The organism is Flavobacterium sp. WC2509, from assembly GCF_052683105.1.
Map to the genome: position 1 here is coordinate 1,689,396 of NZ_JBQZFG010000001.1, position 21,981 is coordinate 1,711,376.

Annotated in this window: 13 protein-coding genes; 9 read left to right on the forward strand and 4 right to left on the reverse strand. The window is 33.2% G+C overall.

The genetic code is table 11. The features are described 5' to 3' along the window. The first annotated feature begins 597 nt into the window (after positions 1 to 597). From ACUN3A_RS07065 to ACUN3A_RS07105, 9 genes are all read left to right on the forward strand, one after another. The gene (locus ACUN3A_RS07065) at positions 598 to 3,348 is read left to right on the forward strand and encodes a glycosyl hydrolase (protein ID WP_445550604.1); all 2,751 of its coding nucleotides are present in this window, start codon (positions 598 to 600) and stop codon (positions 3,346 to 3,348) included. A gap of 9 nt (positions 3,349 to 3,357) precedes the next feature. After that, positions 3,358 to 4,482 (forward strand): glycoside hydrolase family 88/105 protein, encoded by a 1,125-nt coding sequence (locus ACUN3A_RS07070; RefSeq protein ID WP_445550605.1) that lies wholly within the window; start codon positions 3,358 to 3,360, stop codon positions 4,480 to 4,482. A gap of 112 nt (positions 4,483 to 4,594) precedes the next feature. After that, positions 4,595 to 5,962, forward strand: a complete 1,368-nt coding sequence (locus ACUN3A_RS07075; RefSeq protein ID WP_445550606.1) for a right-handed parallel beta-helix repeat-containing protein — start codon at positions 4,595 to 4,597, stop codon at positions 5,960 to 5,962. Positions 5,963 to 6,013: 51 nt separating this feature from the next. Next, the gene (locus ACUN3A_RS07080) at positions 6,014 to 7,615 is read left to right on the forward strand and encodes a right-handed parallel beta-helix repeat-containing protein (protein WP_445550607.1); all 1,602 of its coding nucleotides are present in this window, start codon (positions 6,014 to 6,016) and stop codon (positions 7,613 to 7,615) included. A 158-nt stretch (positions 7,616 to 7,773) separates the two neighbouring features. Continuing rightward, entirely contained in the window at positions 7,774 to 10,782 is a 3,009-nt protein-coding gene (locus tag ACUN3A_RS07085; protein ID WP_445550608.1) for a glycoside hydrolase family 2 protein, read from the forward strand. 58 nt (positions 10,783 to 10,840) lie between these two features. Then, the gene (locus ACUN3A_RS07090; protein ID WP_445550609.1) at positions 10,841 to 11,719 is read left to right on the forward strand and encodes an alpha/beta hydrolase; all 879 of its coding nucleotides are present in this window, start codon (positions 10,841 to 10,843) and stop codon (positions 11,717 to 11,719) included. 77 nt (positions 11,720 to 11,796) lie between these two features. Continuing rightward, complete coding sequence (locus tag ACUN3A_RS07095) at positions 11,797 to 12,744, forward strand: glycoside hydrolase family 43 protein (RefSeq protein ID WP_445550610.1); 948 nt, start codon at positions 11,797 to 11,799, stop codon at positions 12,742 to 12,744. A 345-nt stretch (positions 12,745 to 13,089) separates the two neighbouring features. Then, complete coding sequence (locus ACUN3A_RS07100) at positions 13,090 to 15,996, forward strand: polysaccharide lyase family protein (protein ID WP_445550611.1); 2,907 nt, start codon at positions 13,090 to 13,092, stop codon at positions 15,994 to 15,996. Positions 15,997 to 16,450: 454 nt separating this feature from the next. Continuing rightward, entirely contained in the window at positions 16,451 to 18,193 is a 1,743-nt protein-coding gene (locus ACUN3A_RS07105; RefSeq protein ID WP_445550612.1) for an APC family permease, read from the forward strand. A 65-nt stretch (positions 18,194 to 18,258) separates the two neighbouring features. On the opposite strand, the gene dtd is transcribed toward ACUN3A_RS07105, so the two are convergent. The 4 genes from dtd to ACUN3A_RS07125 all read right to left on the reverse strand — a co-directional run bounded on the left by dtd (position 18,259) and on the right by ACUN3A_RS07125 (position 21,978). Next, positions 18,259 to 18,711 carry a D-aminoacyl-tRNA deacylase gene (gene dtd / locus ACUN3A_RS07110; protein WP_445550613.1) on the reverse strand — a complete coding sequence of 151 codons (453 nt, stop codon included), beginning with the start codon at positions 18,709 to 18,711 and terminating at the stop codon, positions 18,259 to 18,261. 49 nt (positions 18,712 to 18,760) lie between these two features. Then, positions 18,761 to 19,738 (reverse strand): ribosome small subunit-dependent GTPase A, encoded by a 978-nt coding sequence (rsgA, locus tag ACUN3A_RS07115; protein WP_445550614.1) that lies wholly within the window; start codon positions 19,736 to 19,738, stop codon positions 18,761 to 18,763. A gap of 231 nt (positions 19,739 to 19,969) precedes the next feature. Further along, entirely contained in the window at positions 19,970 to 21,052 is a 1,083-nt protein-coding gene (locus ACUN3A_RS07120) for a chorismate mutase (RefSeq protein WP_445550615.1), read from the reverse strand. 68 nt (positions 21,053 to 21,120) lie between these two features. Further along, on the reverse strand, positions 21,121 to 21,978 hold the full coding sequence (locus ACUN3A_RS07125; protein WP_445550616.1) for a prephenate dehydrogenase: 858 nt from the start codon (positions 21,976 to 21,978) through the stop codon (positions 21,121 to 21,123). Positions 21,979 to 21,981 lie beyond the last annotated feature (3 nt).

Below are 21,981 nucleotides of genomic sequence, written 5' to 3' on the forward strand. Positions count from 1 at the left end.
ATTTTAGTTAATTAGTTACTTCAAACTTATTCAGAAGTTGTCCTTCAACTATCCTGTACTGTCCTGCTTTTACACACGCACACCTATAATTATCAAGCCATTAGAGGTCTATTGTTTAAGTTTTATCTTTTTAAAAACAACACAACCGATTGATTTAAAATTAAATACACAAAATTATGTTAAAAAAATACAATATTAAAAAAATATAAGATTTTTAAAATTATTTACATTTTTTTATTGCTAAAAACAATATTAAGTAAAATTATTACATTTGCAATAAAACAATAAATATAATAAATATTTCGCAATTGACTTTTAAAAAATCCTCATTTACAACAATATACAAATTTAATAACTAATAAATAAAAAGCATTAGAGTAATTTTAAGATTTATACATAAATAACTTACTAATAAAAAGCCAAATTATAAAATAGCAGCTGTTTTAATTCTACTATAAAATAAGAATTATCAGCATAAAAACACAGAAAAACAACGATTTATTCAAACAGGACGCAACAGGATACACATTAGCACTTACCTCCTTATTTTTACTTTTTTGAATAATCCAAAATCAAACAACAAAGAACAAACAACAAATGACACTTAAAAAAGCGTGCTTATTTACAGTTATAACATTAACTTTTATCTCATTAGCTTCAGCTCAAACGGTATCTAAATTTCGTTTGCAAGAAACAAACAACACAAATCAGCCATGGGCTCGTTGGTGGTGGATGGGGAGTGCTGTAGACAAACCTAATCTCAAAAAAAGTTTAATTGATTTTCACAAAGCTGGAATCGGAGGTGTTGAAATTACTCCTATATACGGAGTAAAAGGAGAAGAGAATAACTTCATTGATTTTCTTTCCCCAAAATGGTTAGACATGTTAGACTACACCATTCATGTAAGCGACAGTTTGCACATGCAAGTAGATATGGTTTTAGGAACTGGATGGCCTTATGGAGGACCACAGGTAACAATACCACATGCCGCTACAAAACTAATTATCAATAAATTTGAAGTCAAAAAAGGAGAAATAATAAACCAAAATATTACCACTCCAAAACCAGAAAAAGTCCCAGCTCAACTACTTTACGTTGTAGCCTATGGAGATAATGGTAGTTATATTGATGTTACCAATCAAATCAAAAGAACATCGATTACAGAAAACCAACTAAACTGGAAAGCAGCTAAAACCAATTATACCATTTATGCTGTATTTAGCGGAAAAACCGGTCAGGAGGTAAAAAGATCTGCTCCTGGTGGAAAAGGATATACTTTAGACCATTATTCAAAAGAAGCTTTTAATGAATATGTTGTTCCCTTTGATGCTGCTTTTAAAGGTCGCGAAGGAAAAATTCGTTCCATTTTTAATGATAGCTTTGAAGTATATGGAGCTGATTTTACACCAAATCTTTTTGATGAATTTCAAAAAAGAAGAGGGTATGATTTAAAGCAACACTTAGCCGAATTGACCAGTACTGAAGATACTGAAAAAGGAAATCGCGTTAAAAGTGATTATCGAGAAACTATTTCGGATTTACTTTTAAACCAATTTGATAAATCTTGGACAAATTGGGCAAACAGTAAAAACTTTAAAACCAAATTACAAGCCCATGGTTCTCCTGGTAACTTAATCGACCTGTACGCTTCTGCGGATATTCCTGAGTGTGAAACTTTTGGATCCATGCCATATGACATTCCAGGTTTTAGACGTGAAAAGGAAGATGTTCGTGAAGGCGATGCCGATCCTGTAATGCTAAAATTCTCTTCATCAGCAGCCCATATTTCAGGAAAACCATTAGTGTCTTCCGAATCATTTACCTGGCTGAGAGAACACTTTAAAACTGCATTATCGCAATGCAAACCTGAGGTTGAAGATTTATTTTTAAACGGAGTTAATCATGCTTTTTTACATGGATCTACTTACTCACCAACAAGAGCTATTTGGCCAGGTTGGAAGTTTTATGCTTCAGTAAATTTTAACAGTAACAATACTATTTGGGAAGATGCTCCATCTTTATTCTCTTATATTTCCAATTGTCAGTCGTTATTACAACAAGGAAAACCGGATAACGAAATTTTACTTTATTGGCCTATTTATGACCAATGGAATAAATTTGCAAAAGGTGATATGTTTATGCAGTTCAAAATTCATTCATTAGCAGACTGGCTGTATGGAACTTCATTTTATGACACTACCAAAAACTTAATGAGCAAAGGATATGGTGTCGATTTTATTTCTGATGCTTTTATAAAAGAAGCAGTTGTAAAAGATGGAAATATAGTTTTACCTGGTGGTACTTTCAAATCACTTGTTATTCCTATTTGCAACACAATGCCTTTGGAAACATTAAAAAAGTTAATTGAATTAAAGAAAAATGGTGCCAAAATTATTTTTGAAGGAGTACCTCAATCAGTTCCTGGATTTAATGACTATGAAAAACAAAATGCAGAACTTCAAAAATTAATAACAGAAAATAAGAGCTTAGTTCAACCAACTTCAGACATTTTACAAAGTTTAAGTTCAGAATCTATTTATCCCGAAACCTTAGTCAATACAGGATTAAAATTCATTAGAAGATCTCTTGACAATGAAAAATTATATTATATAGTTAATCATACTAGCAAAACTATTGATGGAATGATTCCACTACAAATTGGTAATAAAGAAGTCGTTATTTATGACCCATTAACCAAATTATATGGAAATGCTATCGTGCAAAAATCAAATGATAAAACATTAGTAAAATTGCATATTGAACCAGGACAATCGTTCTTCTTAATTACAGAGAATACTGCTTCGGTACAAAAATGGAATTATTGGGAAACAGCGTCCACTGCTATTCCTCTAACCGGAAAATGGCAATTAAACTTCGATAAAGGAGGACCAGAACTTCCGCCAACGGCAAGTTTTACAACTCTAGAATCTTGGACAAAATTATCACCACAAGCAGAAGCTTTTTCGGGTTCATCTACTTATACATTACAATTCGACAGTCCAAAAATTACTGCTGAAAATTGGAACTTAAACCTTGGTGATGTTCGCGAAAGCGCAAAAGTTTGGTTAAACGGCACTTATATTGGCACAGCTTGGTCTGTTCCGTATCAATTAAATATTGGTAAATTAAAACCTGGTAAAAACGAACTTAAAATTCAAGTTACTAATTTAGCAGCCAATAGAGTTCGTGACATGGAACTCAAAGGTATTGAATGGAAAATATTTTACGAAATCAATATGGTTGATAAAGATTATAAAAAATTCGATGCTACCAAATGGAATCCTACACCATCAGGATTGTTAGGACCAGTTTCGATAACTCCTTTAAAAAACGAAATCAAGAATTAAAACAGCAAAATGAAAAAATTAGTTTTATTTATTACCGCAATTTTAGCCTATACTACAGCTTCCCAAGCACAACAACCATTTGACAAAAAAGCAGTTTTATCTCAAATGGAATTGGCTAACAAATATTTTATGGATAAATGGCCAGACACTGGAAAAACCATTGTTACCAACAAAGAACGTCCAAGTAATATCTGGACACGTGGGGTTTATTATGAAGGATTAATGGCTTTACATGAAATTTGCCCAAAAGATGTGTATTACAAATACGCCTACGATTGGTCTGAATTCCATAACTGGGGTTTTAGAAATGGAAATGCAAATAGAAATGCCGATGATTATTGTGCAGCACAGACCTATATTGATTTATACAATATTGAGCCAGATGCTAAAAAGTTAAAAAACACTAGACAATGTGTAAATATGCTACTTAACACGCCTCAAAATAATGATTGGTCATGGATTGATGCTATACAAATGGGAATGCCAGTTTTTGCCAAAATGGGTGTTTTAGATAATGACAATCGTTACTACGAGAAAATGTATGATATGTACATGTACTCTAGAAATAATCATGGAGATCATGGATTGTATAATCCTAAAGACGGATTATGGTGGAGAGATGCAGATTTTGATCCGCCGTACAAAGAACCAAACGGAGAAGATTGTTATTGGAGTCGTGGAAACGGATGGGTTATTGCTGCTCTCGCAAAAGTATTGACTATAATTCCACAAAATGCTCCGCACAGAGATCAATATATCAAAGATTTACAAGCTATGGCAAAAGCCTTAGTTCCAATTCAAAGAAAAGATGGTTTCTGGAATGTGAGTTTACATGATCCAACTAATTTTGGAGAAAAAGAAGCTTCTGGAACTGCTTTATTTGTTTATGGTATTACTTACGGAATTAACAGCGGAATTTTAGATAAAAAAACATATTTACCAGTTGTAGAAAAAGCATGGAATGCATTAATTGCGGATAGTTTACATAAAGATGGATTCTTAGGATACATGCAGTCTACTGGAAAAGAGCCAAAAGATGGACAACCTCTTACCGCTGATAAAATTCCTGATTTTGAAGATTACGGCTTAGGTTGTTTCTTGTTAGCTGGATCTGAAATTTATAAAATGAAATAATTTCAATTGAAATTGTCTCATATTCAAAATTCAAAAAAACAATCAATAAAAATTAAAAATGGAAGTACTAAACTTCCCTTTTTAATTTTAATGAATATAAATTTTAAATCTCATGAAATATAGAATTTTATTTGTCCTCATTTTTTTAAATAGCCTGCTTTTGTCAGCTAAAGATATTTATGTTTCGCCTAAAGGTAATGACGCTAATAACGGAACTATAACAAGCCCTATTGAGAGTATAAAAAAAGCACAAGAATTAGCTGCCACAGGTGATATTGTTTATATAAGAGGTGGACTTTATATCATGAGACAAGAGCAAATTGAGCAATACAAAGGCATTTGGGCTTATACAACAAACTTGAGTAAAAATGGTGTTTCGTATTTAGCTTATAAAAATGAAAAACCTGTATTTGATTATAAAAATATAAACCCAGATGGGTATCGTATCATTGCCTTTTTAGTAAATGGAAGTAATATTTATATAAAAGGTATTGAAGTAGTTAATGTCCAAGTTACTATAAAAACCCACACTCAGTCAGAATGTTTTGAAATTAGAGGGAGTAACAATACACTAGAACAACTAAAGATGCACGATAATATGGCCATTGGAGTCTATATGTTGACTGGATCAAACAACCTTATATTAAATTGTGACGCCTATAATAACTGGGATTCTGTTTCAGAAGGCGGAAGAGGTGGAAATACGGATGGTTTTGGTGCGCATCTAAAAAAAGGAAGTGTTAACAACATTTTCAGAGGTTGTCGTGCTTGGTTCAATAGCGATGATGGATTCGATTTAATTAATAATGCCGAACCTCTTCTAATAGAAAACTGTTGGGCTTTTTACAATGGTTACACTCCTGATTTTGTAAGCCGTGGTGATGGAAATGGATTTAAAGCTGGTGGATATGCCAAAGGAAGAAACCCTTATGATAATGTCGTTGCTAATTTTACTCCAATTCCTAGAAATACAATTCGTTTTTGTTTGGCTGTCGGAAATAAACAAGGTGGTTTTTATGCCAATCATCATTTAGAAGGGAATTATTGGTACAATAATACTGCCTATAAAAATAGAGTTAACTATGATATGCTTAACTGTGTAGCATTAAACCTAACTGATTTTGGAACTGATGGTCCAGGTTGGAATCACGAATTGGTTAACAACTTAGGCTTTGCTGCTAAAGCAAGAGAATTAGCTAACATTGATAAATCACGTTGCGTTTTGAAAACTAATTATTTTGATTTAGCTGATGGTTCAGTTACTGCTTCCGATTTCTTAAGTCTTGATGAAACTCTACTAACCGCTCCAAGACAAGCAGATGGAAGTCTGCCTAATAATGATTTTTTAAGATTGGCTCCTTCAAGTAAACTTATAAATGCTGGAACCGATATCGGATTTCCATTTACTGGAACGGCTCCTGATTTAGGTTGTTTTGAACAAAAAATAAAAAATAAAAAAAATCATACCATTAAAGAATAATTTTTACTCATACTTAAGAATCATAAATAACAGCTAACAAAGCCCCAACCAATGAAATACAAAGTTTTACTTATTTTAACTTTTTTTAATTGTTTTCTATCATTTGCTAAAGAGCTGTATGTTGCACCTACAGGCAATGATACAAATGACGGAAGCATAACTAACCCTGTTGAAACCATTAAACGGGCTCAAGCATTGGCAATTAGTGGTGACATTGTATATATCAGAGGTGGTGTTTATACAATGCGTGAGGATCAAATAGCTGAATACAATAGTAGCATTTGGGCCTTTGTTACCAAATTAGATAAAAGCGGAATATCTTATTTAGCCTATCCGAATGAAACCCCAATTTTCGACTATCAGAATGTCAAACCAGCAAATTATCGAGTAACCGCATTTTACATAAATGGAAGTAATATCCGCATCAAAGGAATTGAAGTCATTGGCGTTCAAGTAACAATCACAACTCACACTCAATCGGAATGTTTTGAAATTCAAGGGAGCAACAACACACTGGAGCAAATAAAAATGCACGACAATATGGCTATTGGTGTTTATATGATAAAGGGTTCTAATAACCTAATATTAAATTGCGATGCCTATAGAAATTATGATTCTGTTTCTGAAGGAGGAACTGGAGGGAATACAGATGGTTTTGGTTTTCACCTAAAAAAAGGGAGCATCAATAATGTTATTAGAGGATGTCGTTCTTGGTATAATAGCGATGATGGTTTTGATTTAATCAATAATGCAGAGGCTGTTTTAATTGAAAACTGTTGGTCTTTTTATAATGGATATTCCATTAGTGGTTCCAATAATTTTGTAAGTCGCGGTGACGGAAATGGCTTTAAAGCTGGAGGATATGGTGCTGGAGGAACTCCATACGCAACTATTTTATCAAGCTACACTCCAATTCCAAAGAATATCATTCGATTTTGTCTTGCGGTAAAAAATAAACAAAGTGGATTTTATGCCAATCATCATTTAGATGGAAATTATTGGTATAATAACACTGCCTACTTAAATAAAAGAAATTATAATATGCTTAATTGCGTAGCATTAAACGCAACGGATTACGCTACTGATGGACCTGGATGGAATCATACATTGGCGAACAATTTAGGTTTTGCAGCGACCACAGCTGAATTGACAGATATAGACAAACCACGTTGCGTGTTAACAACTAATTATTTTGATCTGACTGCTATAACCGTTACTAGTAATGATTTTTTAAGTACCGATGAAACGCTACTAACCGCACCAAGACAAGCAGATGGAAGTCTTCCTAACAACAATTTTTTAAAATTAAAATCTACAAGTAAACTTATTGATGCAGGAACTGATATTGGTTTTACATTTAAAGGCATTGCTCCAGATTTAGGATGTTTTGAATCAAATAGTACTACTCTAGGACTTCATTCAACAACAACTCGAACTGTGGCTGTTTATCCAAATCCAACTTCAGATATACTCTATTTGCAAGGTATAAATGCAGGTAAAATTCGCGTTTACAATAATAACGGTAGATTACTAATCGAAAAAGAGGTCGACGAAACTAAAAGCATCAACTTAAAAGGTCTGGCAGCAGGATTATATATGATTAAAATTTCTGGAGAAAAAGAGGAAGAAACATTTAAAATTATTTTGAAATAAAATATATCGATTGTTTCATTAGCCAATCAAATTCCAAAATAAGCGGTAAATTTTACCGTTAAGTTTAACACGAAATAAAAAATTAATGTTATTGACAAACAGGACTTCTATCTAAATTCTATTTGAAGTTCTGAATATAAATAAAATACACTTTGTATATGTTAGGTAGTTTAAAAAAATTGTTTTTATCAGTAATATTATTGACTTTTTGTTTTTCTGTTCATTCACAAGTGCAAGAATTCAGTAGAAAAAAGTACAATTTTAATTCAGATTGGAAATTTAGAACCGAAGACCTCAAAGGAGCTGAATCTGTTGATTTTTCAACTTCCAATTGGACGTCAGTAACACTTCCTTATGCTTTTAACGAAAACGAAGCATTCAAAAAAGACATCACACAACTTACAACTGGCATTGTTTGGTATCGAAAAAAATTCAAACTGCCGGAAGGTGTGAATGATAAAAAAGTTTTTATCGAGTTTGAAGGTATTCGCCAAGGTGGAACTATTTATGTTAATGGTCAAAAGGTAGGACTTCATGAAAATGGAGTAATGGCTTTTGGTTATGATATTACAGCATTGGTAAAACCATATCCTGCAGAAAACACTATAGCACTTCGCATTGATAATGATTGGAAATACAAAGAGCAAGCAACAGAAACTACTTTTCAATGGAATAACAGTAATTTTAATGCCAATTACGGTGGAATTCCAAAGAATGTATACCTTCATGTAACGGACAAATTATATCAAACACTTCCATTGTATTCTAATCTAAAAACAATTGGAACTTATGTATATGCTTCGAATATAAATATTGCTCAAAAAACGGCTTTGGTAACTGCAGAAACCGAAGTTAAAAATGAATATCCTATTGCTAAAACATTTTCTTATCAAGTTCAGGTTTTTGATATTGATGGTAAAAAAGTAGCTGACTTTTCAGGTTTGAATACAACATTAAATTCGGGTGAAACCAAGATTATTAAGGCGTCAAAAGAATTAGACAATTTACATTTTTGGAGTTGGGGTTATGGGTATTTATACAACGTAAAAACCATTTTAAAAATTGACAATAAAGAAATTGACGCAGTTACAACCAAAACAGGATTTAGAAAAACGGCTTTTAGAAATGGTGAAGTAGTCTTAAACGACCGAGTACTTCAAATGAAAGGGTATGCACAACGTACGAGTAACGAATGGCCTGCAATAGGAATGTCAGTACCAGCTTGGTTGAGTGATTTTAGCAATCATTTAATTGTAGAGAGCAATGGTAATTTAGTAAGATGGATGCACGTTACGCCTTGGAAACAAGATGTGGAATCATGCGACAGAGTAGGTTTAATACAAGCCATGCCTGCTGGTGATGCCGAAAAAGACTCAAAAGGAGTACAGTGGACACAACGTGTTAATTTAATGCGTGATGCTATCATTTATAATAGAAACAATCCAAGTATCTTATTTTATGAATCAGGAAACGAAGTAATCAGCGAAGAACACATGCATGAAATGAAAGACTTGCGTGATACTTATGATCCGTTTGGAGGAAGAGCTATTGGTTCTCGTGAAATGCTAGACAGCAAAATAGCCGAATACGGTGGAGAAATGTTATATATCAATAAAAGTGCTGGCAAACCTCTTTGGGCTATGGAATATTCTAGAGACGAAGGCTTGAGAAAATATTGGGACGAGTACTCCCCTCCTTTCCATAAAGAAGGCACAGGCGGAACCAATCATTCTAATGTTGATGGTAGCAAAATAGTAGATGCTAGTTCATATAACCATAATCAAGATGCTCACGCCATTGAAGATGTAGCCCGTTGGTTTGACTATTACCGTGAACGTCCTGGAACTGGAAAAAGAGTAAATTCAGGTGGTGTAAATATTATTTTTTCGGATAGTAATACCCATTTTAGAGGTGCCGAAAATTACAGAAGAAGTGGCGAAGTTGATGCAATGAGAATTCCAAAAGATGGCTACTTTGCTCATCAAGTTATGTGGGATGGCTGGGTTGATATTGAAAAATACAGAACCCATATTATCGGTCACTGGAATTACACTAATGAAGTAACCAAAACCATCTCTGTTGTTTCTTCGGGTGCTAAAGTGGAACTTTTTGTTAATGGTAAATCCAAAGGTTTTGGCAAACAAAGTTCACAGTTTTTATTCACTTTCGAAAACATCCATTGGGAATCAGGCACTTTGAAAGCGGTGAGTTATGATGCTAATAATAAAGTGCTAAGTGAAGATGAAAAAACAACTTCGGGAAAACCTTTTGCAATTAAATTAACTCCTCATACAAGCCCAGAAGGTTTATTGGCCAATGCTGCCGATATTGCTTTGGTTGATGTAGAAGTTGTGGATAAAAAAGGAAATCGTTGTGTTTTGGACAACAGTTTAATTGAATTTACTTTAAACGGAAATGCTACTTGGTTGGGTGGAATTGCCCAAGGTCCTGATAATTATATTTTATCTGAAAAATTACCTGTAGAAAATGGAATAAACCGAGTTATGATTCGATCTACTTTACAAGCAGGCGAAATTACTCTTTCAGCTAAATTTAAAGGATTACAATCGGCTAAAGTCGTTTTGACATCAAAATCTTTTATAACTAAAAACGGACTTACTGAACAATTACCTAGCGATAAAATGCCGTCTTACTTAGACAGAGGAGAAACACCGCAAACACCTTCATATACAATAAAAAGAACTCCTGTTTTTATAACTAATTCCACTGCTAGCTCGAATGCCAATGATACTTATAAAAGCTATGACGATAATGAACTATCGGAATGGGCAAATGACGGAAAAATTAGTACTGGAAAAATTACCTATACGCTAGCAGAACCTTCAGTGGTAAATGAAACTGTAGTTAAGTTTACGGGCTGGCGTACCAAAAGTTATCCAATTCGTATATTAGCAGATGGAAAAGAAGTATATCGTGGTAACACTGAACAAAGTTTGGGATATATCACCATTCCTTTAAAACCTGTATTAGCAAAAGAAATATCCATCGAATTAATCGGAGCAAATTCTGAAAAAGATGGTTTTGAAACTATTGTAGAAGTTGATCCAAATAAAGAACTAGATTTATTTAAAGATAAAGATGCAGCCAAAGCCAAAGGACAACTGCGTATTGTAGAAATAGAATTTTATAAAAAAAATGATGAATAGAATTAACAAAACACTCCTTTTTGGATTAGTATTTTTTTTAGGGTTATCGATAAAATGTATGTCACAAGAAAGCTCAGCCTTCCCGTTATGGAGCGAAATTCCCGGAGTTATTAAAAATGACACGTATAAAGAAGAACCAAGACTAGATGCTCAAGGAAATAGAACAGGTATTAGAAAGGTAATTGAGCCAACTTTAATCCCTTTTTTGGTCGAAAATAAATCAAGTAAAAATGCTGCAGTTATTATTTGTCCTGGTGGCGGTTATGCTGTTTTATCGATTGATAAAGAAGGTATCAATGTTGCAAAATGGTTTAATTCGATAGGAATTTCGGCTTTTGTGCTTAAATACCGTTTACCAGCTGATGCAATTATGAAAGACAAAACCGTAGGTCCACTTCAAGATGCACAAGAAGCCATACGAACATTGCGAAGAAATGCAGTGAAATGGAATCTAGATGTTACTAAAATTGGTATTATGGGCTTTTCGGCTGGAGGTCATTTAGCTTCAACCGCTTCGACTCATTATGAAGATAAAGTATATGATACTAAAGAGGATATTAGCGCACGTCCTGATTTTTCTATGTTGATTTATCCTGTTATTTCAATGGAAAAAGGAATAACCCACAATGGATCAAAAGAAAGTCTTTTAGGAAAAACAGCTTCTGACGATTTGATTATTAAATATTCGAATGAAAAAGCTGTAAACGAAAAAACACCTCCTACATTTTTAGTACATGCTACTGATGACAATGCTGTTCCAGTAGAGAATAGTATTAATTATTATTTGGCACTAAAGAAAAATAAAGTTCCAGCAGAAATGCATTTATATCAAAACGGAGGTCATGGTTTTGGTTTAGGAACAAAAGGAACGAATACAGATTGGCCAACAGCTTGTGAACATTGGTTAGTTGCAAACAAAATAATAGTTAAAAAATAATAGTTTTTAACCCAAATTTTAAAATGTAGTCAAACCCAAAAACAATTGCTCATAACACAAATAGACATTTATAAAAAATGATGAATAAAATTAACAAAACCCTATTATTTGGATTAATCTTTCTTTTAGGATTATCAATAAAATGTTTTTCTCAAAAAAATACAGCTTATTTATTTTGCTACTTTAAAGGGAATGGTCAAGATGGTTTACATTTAGCTTATAGCGAAGATGCTTATAAATGGCAGTCGCTGAAAAATGACACTTCTTTTTTAACTCCAGAAGTTGCAAAAGACAAATTGATGAGAGATCCTTGTATCATAAAAGGAGCAGATGGATTATATCATATGGTTTGGACTGTAAGTTGGACCGATAAAGGTATTGGCTATGCTTCTTCTAAAGACATGATTCATTGGTCAAAACAAGAGTTTTTACCCGTTATGGAATACGAAAGTGGCACTCGTAATACATGGGCTCCTGAAATTACTTATGACAAAGCCAAAAAAGAATACATGATTTATTGGGCAAGTACCGTTGAAGGAAAATTTACTGAAACGCAATCCACTGAAGAAAAAGGATACAACCATAGAATATATTATACAATCACTAAGGATTTTAAAACCTATTCTCCAACAAAATTGCTTTATGATCCAGGTTTTAACGTGATAGATTCTTCAATCATGAAAGATGGAAAAGGCTATATTATGTTTTTAAAAGACGAAACAAAAGTTCCTGTACAAAAAAATCTTAAAGTAGCTTATAGCGATAAATTAACAGGACCATATTCAAAAGCAAGTACTCCAATTACTGGAAATTATTGGGCAGAAGGACCAACAGCTATTAAAATTGACGGACAATGGTTGGTTTATTTTGATAAATACAAAGATCATAAATACGGAGCTGTTAAACAAACTGCCAGCGGTTGGGAAGATGTTTCAGATAAAGTTAGTTTCCCGCAAGGACTACGTCACGGAACGGTTATTGAAATACCAAAATCAACTCTTTTACAACTTATGGAAGAGAAATAATATAAAAAATAAAGTTCAAAATTACTTCAGCCCACTTAAAATCTAACGCTTTTAAGTGGGCTTTTTCGTATTCTTTTGAGGCAGGTTACCACAGGACACTAATATTAATTTTATGTTATTAATTGCTATACTTTTACAAGTGTTATTTTTACACTAAAACGATTTCGTTAGATTAGTATTCATAAAAAATCACATTAATAAAAAAAGTCGTTTTCCCTTTTTGTTTTGAAATTATTTTAACAATTCTATTAACTGCTAAAATAATTTTGATTTGAAGAAAACAGAAAATTTACTGAGCTAGAAATAACTCTAAAAGCCTTATAACAACAATAAAAACATTAGCCAATGAAAACTAATTTTACTAAAACACAAATGAAAATTTTTCTTTTTGCAATTTCATTTTTTGGATTTATTAATTTCTCTAATGCACAAACCTATAACTGGGTTGGAGGGGTTAGTACCGATTTTTATGATGTAAATAACTGGGATAATACTGCGATCAACTTTGCCGCTTTAAGCAGTTCTAATTTAATAATTGGGGCAGGAATACCAAATAACCCAATCAATGCAGGTTATTCTGGAGCAGATTCTACAGCAAAAAGACCATCTACTTTAACAACAAATATTGGGGCAAACGTTATTATTACAGGTACACTTTTCCCTAATGGAGTTTCTAATTTAAATGGTACCCTTACGGTAAATGGTTCGGCCAATTTTAATAACCGAAATTATGTTTATTTAGGTAAAGCAGCAACGGGTATATTAAATATTAATGCTGGGAGTGTAGCCAGTAAATACTCTTTTTTTATTGGTAATGGTACTGGAGGTAATGGTTTAGTAAATGTAAGTGGAGGTACACTTTATGCAGGTGGTGCAGCAGGTTCTTACAATTTAGAAGTTGGAAATGGAACTGGGAATCCTACCGGAAATTTGAATATAGTTGGAGGAACGGTTGATGTTTATAACAACATTAATATTGGCACCAATGGTCATGTTTTTATCAGTGGAATTGGGCAACTTATCGTTACTGGCGACAAAACAACCGCTTTGCAAGCTTATATAACCAGTGGTCAACTTACTTGTACTAGTGGAAAAACGTTAAGTGTTGTCTATAATAGTACAACAGGAAGAACCACAGTAAATATTCCGCAAAACCCTAACAGCTTACTTACAGAATACCCATCGTATGTCATACTTAAAAACGGTATTATCGAAGCAAAAATTGAGAAAAACACAAGTAACCTAATGTCAATGAAAATAAATGGAGTAGAAACTTTGCTCCAAACAAATACAGCTAATCCAACTAGAGTAGGCGGTTATTATGATTTTGTGGCTACTGACGGAGTATTTGAACAAATTGGCGGTGCTACATTTTCAGTAAAAGAAGAAACAGCTGACTACATAGACGTTTCTTTCTCTAGACCTTATAATCCAGGAAGCAATGTTACTACATGCGACGTCGACATACATTATGTGCTAAAAAAAGCAGATAACGGACTGTACACCTACTCCATTTTGAAACACAAAGCGACATATCCTAATTTTAGCTTAGGTTCTTGGAGACAAGTACTTTGGATTAATAATACAGTAACAGATAAAATCTGTGTAAACGATTTGAAAACTTGGAATATGCCACAGCCAACGGATACTTGGTCTGCAACAGGAATTCCAGAGATTATCAAAATAGAATCTGGCGAACGTGCTGGAAAATATGACGGGAAATATGAATTTAGTGAAGCCTTAATTGGACTTAAAGCTTACGGTCATTCTAGTGATAAAAACAACATCGGAATATGGGCAGTTACAGCCAATCACGAATATTTTAACAGCGGCCCTACACACCATGATTTGAATGCTGCATCAGGAATTATTCACGTTTGCATGAATGGTGTGCATTATGGTTCAGCAGGTTTTAACGTATTGCAAGGTGAAGAATGGTCTAAAATTTATGGCCCATATTTAATTTATGCCAACCAAAAGTCAACTGCCAATTCTAATTGGGACGATGCAAAAACTAGAGCTGCTAAAGACGAAACAGAGTGGCCTTTTGCTTGGTTAACTAGCACCCCAGAATATCCTTTGGCAGCAGGACGCGGAAATATTACAGGTAAATTTTCTATCACAGATCCTTCTAAAACTGAGGTTAATGGTGGCGGTGCTTGGATAGGAGTTACTAAATTGAGTGATGACTCATCAGGAAATTGGCAATTTGAAGAAGAAAATTATCAATATTGGGTTCAAACGGATGCTTCGGGTAATTTTAACATCAAAAATGTTCGCCCTGGAACCTATACTTTATTCGCTTACAAAAATGGAACTACAGGAGAGTACCGACAAGAAACAGTTGTAGTTACTGCTGCAACGACAACAACTCTTGGAAATATTGACTGGGCGATTCCTCGTGCTAATGGAAAAATGATTTTTGAAATCGGAGTTCCTAATAGAACGGCTGAAGAGTATAAATTCGGAGATTTTGATTATTGTGAAGGTTTTGTAGAAAATAAATTTGCAACTACATTTACTAATCCTATTGAATATAATGTAGAAAATAAAAATTGGGCAACAGCACTTCCTTATGTTCATTCTGCTTATTTTAATGCCGATGCAACGAGATCAGTTTGGGATTGGAATATCAATTTCACATTAACGGGAACAATTCCAACAACAGGAAATGCAAAATTAACAATTGCTTATGCGAGTTCAGATCATGCTCAAAATTGGATTTATTTGAATGGTACTGCTAGTGGTAATCGTATCACTCCATCCTCTGGATACTATCCCCCTAATGGTGGTGGAAATGCTTTTTTAAGACAATCTAATCACGCTAAATACGGGTTGGCGACTTTTGATATTCCATATAGCAAATTAAAAGTGGGCAAAAACACTCTAAAATTACAGATGCCGTCTACATCAAGCGGAAGTAATCATGTTATGTATGATTATATCAGTTTAGAAGGTGATCTAACGACATTAGGAACAAATGATTTTCAGAGTAAGGAAAGAAAAATTAAAATTTTTCCAAATCCAACGTCAGAATTTATCAATATAGAATTTAACGATGAAGACTCAAGTAATATTACAATGTCAATACTAGACTTTACTGGAAAAACGTTACTTAAAAAAGATTTCAAAAATAATAGTTCAACTTTTTATTCATTAGACATTAAAAACAAATTGACATCTGGGGTTTATATCGTAAAAATAAATACCGAAAGCGGTAAAGTGTATTCAAACAAAGTTATTATTGAATAGTCTTTTTGCTTCACATAAACCGTAAGGAAGATTTTTTAGAGTATTTATAAAAAAGAATAATCTAAAACTTCCAAATTAAAATTATAATCAGTATTCGATTTCATCATGATTTCGAATACTGATTTTTTGTTTTCAATAAACTATAACAATTACTACTCCCTATCAAATCATTAGCTTAATACCTCAATTATCAAAAAAAACATTAGTGTTTATACTTTATAAAATCATGCAATTCCTATTATATCTGAAAAAAAAGAAAACTTTATTACCTATTTAACAACTATTCAAAAAGAACAAAACAAATTATAACCAAATGAATATCAACCACAAAACAACCAACAATCAAAAAATAACTTTATCTTTGAGATAGCCCAAAAAAATAATTCATAAGAAAAAAGTCAAAATTAATTTAAGATTCGAAATTCAAAATATTCTAATCTAAATCATACAATTAATGACAAAAGCTATCCATAAAAAATTAAACGAGTTACAATCGACAGCAATTTGTGGCAACGACATTAGTTCTTCTTGTTTATATGTATCAGCTTTAACCATTGGCTATGCGGGTCAGTACGCTTGGATATCGTTATTATTTGTTGGTGTAGTTCTATTTTTATTTCGAAAAATATATGCAGAAGTTGTTGGCGCTTTACCTCTAAATGGTGGTGCTTATAATGTTTTATTAAATACTTCAAGCAAGAAAATAGCATCAATTGCGGCCATACTAACAGTACTTTCGTATATGGCAACCGCCGTGATTTCAGCCTCAGAAGCGATGCATTATTTGCAACACATTTTTAATACAATCCCCATAACAATTGCAACCATAGTTGTTTTGGTTATCTTCACAATATTAGCTATAATCGGTATTGGTGAATCTGCTAAAGTAGCTGTTGGAATCTTTATTTTTCATTTAGTCTCATTGGTTTTATTAGTTGTGACTTCTGTATTATTTATTACTTTTAATGGTCTGCAAACGTTTCAACTCAATTGGGAAATCCCTCTAACAACACATAGTTTACTATATACTTTATTCTTAGGTTTTTCAGTCGCTATGCTTGGTATTTCTGGATTTGAAAGTTCTGCAAATTTTGTTGAAGAACAAGAAAATGGCGTTTTCCCAAAAACATTACGCAATATGTGGGCTATCGTAAGTTTTTTTAATCCCGTTATTGCGATACTGATTATTGCTATTATTCCAATGGCACAACTAGGCGATCATAAAGAATCATTATTAGCTTTTTTAGGCAATACTGCTGGCGGAAACTGGTTGGCTTGGTTAATATCAGTCGATGCCGTTTTGGTGTTATGCGGAGCAGTTTTAACATCTTTCGTAGGAGTTACAGGCCTTTTGAAAAGAATGACTTTGGACAGAATTTTGCCTAACTATTTTCTGAAAGAAAATAAAAACGGTTCTAATTATAGAATCATAATCAGCTTCTTGATTTTATGCGTTTCTGTTTTAATAGTAACCGAAGGTGATTTAGTATCCCTTGCTGGTGTTTATACCTTTTCGTTTCTTGCCGTTATGGCTTTATTCGGCATTGGAAATTTATTATTAAAATTTAAACGAAAAAAATTACCCCGCCCAGAAAAAGCAAGAGGACTGGCGGTTGTAATTGCTATTAGCCTAATCATAACGGCTTTTATGGGTAATTACATTCTGAATGTCAATTCATTTTACACTTTTGTAAAATATTTTATACCTGCATTATTATTTATTTTACTAATGCTAAATAGACTTCTTATAATCGAATTTAGCATTTCTATGTTAGAGTATCTTTATAACCCTCTCCGAAAATTTGTTGTTAACAGTAACCGATTTTTGAATAGACTCCATAACAAAATCAACTCTCAAGAATTTGTTTTTTTTACTAAAAATGATAATGTAGCTATATTAAATAAAGTAATGCAATATGTTGAGGATAATGAAACAACCAAAAAATTAAAAATCGTTAATGTAACCAATGGAACAAATTCGAATCAAAAATTAAAAATTGATTTAGAAGTTTTAGACAGGGCTTATCCAGAAGTCCACATAGAATTTATTGAAATTGAAGGTGTTTTTGGTCCTGAATTAATTTCTGAACTTTCGGAAAAATGGAAAATACCTAAAAACTTCATGTTTATTGGCTCACCTGGTGATAAATTTTCCTATCGCGTTGCTGATTTAGGCGGTGTACGATTAATAATGTAATTATCTGCAGTGAAATGAATTATTCTTAATTATGGCATTTCACAACTTTTCAGAGTTTTTTTCTTTTACTCTTTATTTTTACTGTCCATTATAATAGTAACTGGACCGTCATTGAGCAATGCAATTTTCATGTCGACACCAAAAACACCCGTTTGCACTTTTTTACCCAATTCTTTTTCCATTTGATTTACAAAATTTTCATAGACAGGAATAGCAATTTCAGGTTTGGACGCTTTTAAATATGACGGACGGTTTCCTTTTTTGGTCGAAGCATGGAGTGTAAATTGTGAAACAACAATAATATCACCCTGAATATCTTTTACTGAAAGATTCATAACATCATTCTCATCTCCAAAAATGCGGAGATTAGTGATTTTTTGGCAAAGCCAATTGATATCTTCCTGTGTGTCAAAATCTTCTATTCCTACCAAAACCAATAATCCTTTCTGGATATCGGCTACTATTTTATTTTCGACAGTTACGGAGGCTTGAGAAACTCTTTGAATAACAACTTTCATTTATATCAAATTGCAGATTTAAAAATATTAATTTTTGAAATTGAAATTGTTATTTCCTCGTTTCATCACTTGCTTTTCGTTCTTCATCATAGGAATCAACGCGATAATGCTCATCGTCACCTTCCAAAATTTTAAGGTAACTATTGTAACGGGACCAAGCAATCTCATCTTTTTCTAGAGCTGCTTTTATGGCACAATGCGGTTCTTCTTTATGTAGGCAATTATTGAACTTGCATTGCTCTTTCAACTTAAAAAACTCTGGAAAATAACCACTGATTTCTTCCTTTTCCATATCAACAATCCCGAAACCTTTGATTCCTGGAGTATCAATTATTCGAGCATCGAAACTCAAATCATACATTTCGGCAAAAGTCGTAGTGTGCTGTCCTTGTTTACTGGCTTCAGAAATCGTTTTGGTTTTTAGATGTAAAGAAGGTTCTAAAGCGTTGACCAAAGTTGATTTTCCAACTCCCGAATGACCTGAGAACATAGTAACTTTTCCAATCATCAATTGTTTTAATTCCTCTACTCCTTTATTTGCAGTAGCGGAAACCCGAAGGCATTGGTATCCAATTTCCTGATAAACGTGCTGCATATACAACTGTTCGTCTAATGTAGCATCGTCAAAAGTGTCTATTTTATTAAAAACCAATATCGTTTCAATTCCATAGGCCTCGGCAGTTACTAAAAATCTATCTATGAAATTAAAAGTAGTTGGTGGATTATTGATAGTAACCAAAAGGAAAACACGATCAATATTCGAAGCAATAATATGCATTTGATGTGACAGATTCACCGATTTTCGAACGATATAATTCTTTCTGTCATGAATATTATGAATCGTTCCTGTAACAGTATCGGATGTTTCTTCGAGTTCATAATCGACAATATCGCCTACAGCAATTGGATTGGTGCTTTTAATTCCTTTGATTCGGAATTTCCCTTTCATACGGCATTCTATAAAATCACCTTGTTCAGATTTTACAGTGTACCAACTTCCTGTAGATTTATAAACGAGTCCTGTCATAGAGGATTTTTGATTGAAGATTAACGATTTTAGATTTATGATTTAAAACCTAACATTCTGCAAAGATAATTGATTTATAATTGAAGACTAACGATTTTGTACTTATGATTTTGAAGACTTTGAAATAAACAAAAAATCCCAAAACCTAAGCCTTGGGATTTATTAAAATCTAAATTTTACAACTCACGAAATCTGAAGTCAAAAATCGTTAATCATCAGTCTGAAATCTTTTTATGAATTCAATACTTTTTCTTGATGACCAATACTTTCTTGGTGAATTTCTTTGAACAATTTAACGATAAATTCTTCAGTTAATCCTTTTTTACCACCTTCAGCAATCATTTTCGCTTGGATTTCATTCCAACGATTGTTTTGCAAAACAGCTACGTTATTGTCTTTTTTCACTTGACCAATTTCGTCAGCTACTTTCATACGTTTTCCTAGCAAGTCTAATAAATTAGCATCTAAAACATCGATATTAGCTCTTAATTTTGTCATTTTTTGCTCAAAATCAGCAGTATCTCCACTCACTTTTCTTACTTTCAAATCTTTGAAAATTTGTTTCAAAGCATCTGGAGTAACTTGTTGAGCTGCATCAGACCAAGCATTATCTGGATCATTATGAGTTTCGATAATCATACCATCATAATTTAAATCCAAAGCTTCTTGAGTTACTTCAAGAATCATCTCACGGTTTCCTGTAATATGTGATGGATCGATGATTAATGGTAAATCAGGGAATTTATTTTGCAATTCAATAGCAATTTGCCATTCTGGAATGTTTCTGTATTTTGTTTTTTCGTAAGTAGAAAAACCTCTGTGAATAACTCCTAATTTTTTGATTCCAGCAGCATACAAACGCTCTACACCACCCAACCATAAAGCCATATCTGGATTTACAGGGTTTTTAATCAATACAATTTTATCTGTTCCTGCCAATGTATCAGCAATCTCTTGAACCGCAAAAGGATTTGCAGTTGTACGAGCACCAACCCATAAAACATCAATATCATTTTCCAAAGCTAATTTACAGTGAGCAGCAGTAGCTACCTCAGTTCCCATAAGCAAACCAGTTTCTGCTTTAGCTTTTTTCAACCATTTTAATCCAATTTCTCCAACACCTTCAAATCCTCCTGGACGAGTTCTTGGTTTCCAGATACCAGCTCTAAAAACACTTACGTCTGAGTCTTTCAATTCATGAGCAATTTTCAATACTTGCTCTTCAGTTTCAGCACTACAAGGTCCTGCAATTACGAATGGATGAGACAATTTGAACTCGTTCAACCAATCTCTCATTTCTTTCTTGTTTTCCATCTTTTCTAATTTTATTCTTTTTTAGTTTAATTTAGTTTAATTTAGTTTTTTTACTCCTCCGCAATGCGCTATTTTTTAGCATTCATTCCGTTTAATATTTCTCTTATTTTATTTACACTTTGCATTTCATTATAAATAGCCTCATAATCATCATTTACCAAAAGTTCTTTAAAATTAGATAAATTAGCTATGTATTCTTCTAAGGTTTTAACAACCTGTTTTTTGTTTTGTTTAAAAATTGGCGTCCACATTGCTGGAGAACTTTTGGCCAGACGAACCGTACTTTCAAAACCAGAACCAGCCATATCAAAAATGTCCTGCTCGTCCTTTTCTTTATTGATCACCGTTTTACCAAGCATAAACGAACTGATATGCGATAAATGCGACACATAAGCAATATGTTTATCATGTGATTTCGGATCCATATAACGGATTCTCATTCCGATACTTTTAAACAGCTCCAATGCTTTTTCTTGCAGCTTAAAAGTCGTTTTCTCCACCTCACAAATAATATTCGTTTTCCCTTGAAACAACCCTTTTATCGCTGCCGAAGGTCCCGAAAACTCAGTTCCTGCAATAGGATGCGCGGCAATAAAATTTCTTCTTTTCGGATGATCAACTAGTGCCTCACAAATTGGTGTTTTAGTAGAACCCACGTCAAAAACGATAGTTTGCTCACCAATAACATCCAACACTTTAGGCAAAACCGTCATCGCAACATCTACTGGTACAGAAACAATCACAAAATCGGCAGTTGCCAAATCCTCAAAACTAGATTCTTTATCAATCACTCCCAAAGCAATTGCTTCCTGAACGTGTTTTTCGTTAGTATCAATACCGTGAATAGTCGCTTCAGGATACAGCCCTTTGATGTCCAGCACCATCGAACCCCCAATTAATCCTATTCCTATTACGTGTACATTCATTTT

Bases quoted from the DNA above. Each gene is read 5' to 3' on its own strand.
- ACUN3A_RS07090 (WP_445550609.1), top strand. From the start codon at position 10,841: ATGTCACAAGAAAGCTCAGCCTTCCCGTTATGGAGCGAAATTCCCGGA.
- ACUN3A_RS07075 (WP_445550606.1), top strand. From the start codon at position 4,595: ATGAAATATAGAATTTTATTTGTCCTCATTTTTTTAAATAGCCTGCTT.
- ACUN3A_RS07125 (WP_445550616.1), bottom strand. From the start codon at position 21,978: ATGAATGTACACGTAATAGGAATAGGATTAATTGGGGGTTCGATGGTG.
- rsgA (WP_445550614.1), bottom strand. From the start codon at position 19,738: ATGACAGGACTCGTTTATAAATCTACAGGAAGTTGGTACACTGTAAAA.
- ACUN3A_RS07065 (WP_445550604.1), top strand. From the start codon at position 598: ATGACACTTAAAAAAGCGTGCTTATTTACAGTTATAACATTAACTTTT.
- ACUN3A_RS07085 (WP_445550608.1), top strand. From the start codon at position 7,774: ATGTTAGGTAGTTTAAAAAAATTGTTTTTATCAGTAATATTATTGACT.
- ACUN3A_RS07080 (WP_445550607.1), top strand. From the start codon at position 6,014: ATGAAATACAAAGTTTTACTTATTTTAACTTTTTTTAATTGTTTTCTA.
- ACUN3A_RS07105 (WP_445550612.1), top strand. From the start codon at position 16,451: ATGACAAAAGCTATCCATAAAAAATTAAACGAGTTACAATCGACAGCA.
- ACUN3A_RS07100 (WP_445550611.1), top strand. From the start codon at position 13,090: ATGAAAACTAATTTTACTAAAACACAAATGAAAATTTTTCTTTTTGCA.
- dtd (WP_445550613.1), bottom strand. From the start codon at position 18,711: ATGAAAGTTGTTATTCAAAGAGTTTCTCAAGCCTCCGTAACTGTCGAA.
- ACUN3A_RS07070 (WP_445550605.1), top strand. From the start codon at position 3,358: ATGAAAAAATTAGTTTTATTTATTACCGCAATTTTAGCCTATACTACA.
- ACUN3A_RS07095 (WP_445550610.1), top strand. From the start codon at position 11,797: ATGATGAATAAAATTAACAAAACCCTATTATTTGGATTAATCTTTCTT.
- ACUN3A_RS07120 (WP_445550615.1), bottom strand. From the start codon at position 21,052: ATGGAAAACAAGAAAGAAATGAGAGATTGGTTGAACGAGTTCAAATTG.